The sequence below is a fragment of the Halomonas urmiana genome, from assembly GCF_005780185.1.
Lineage (GTDB): Bacteria > Pseudomonadota > Gammaproteobacteria > Pseudomonadales > Halomonadaceae > Halomonas > Halomonas urmiana.
In genome coordinates, this window is record NZ_VBUI01000114.1 from 1 (window position 1) to 247 (window position 247).

Here is a 247-nt window from a genome sequence, read left to right on the forward strand (position 1 = left end):
CAATGAATTTGAAATTGAAGGCAAAAAACAGGTGGATAAATACAGAGATGCTGAAATTTCGCTGAAAATAAAACAAGGCAACAAAATCCTTTTAGATACTTTGTTTAGAAAAGAAAACTTCAACAATTATATTGACAAAGATTTTCAAAACATTGCAGTTTTCCACGGTTATTGGTTAGATGGAATAGATAATGAAAAGATTCAATTTTTCGGAACGATTTCAAAACCAGAAACAGATTGGGCGTTT

Annotated in this window: 1 protein-coding gene; it reads left to right on the forward strand. The window is 30.4% G+C overall.

Features of this window, described 5'->3' with window-relative positions; all coding sequences use genetic code 11:
• Positions 1-247, forward strand: a 247-nt coding sequence (locus FEI13_RS18985) for a DUF4738 domain-containing protein (protein ID WP_138183032.1), incomplete at both ends; no start/stop codon positions are given.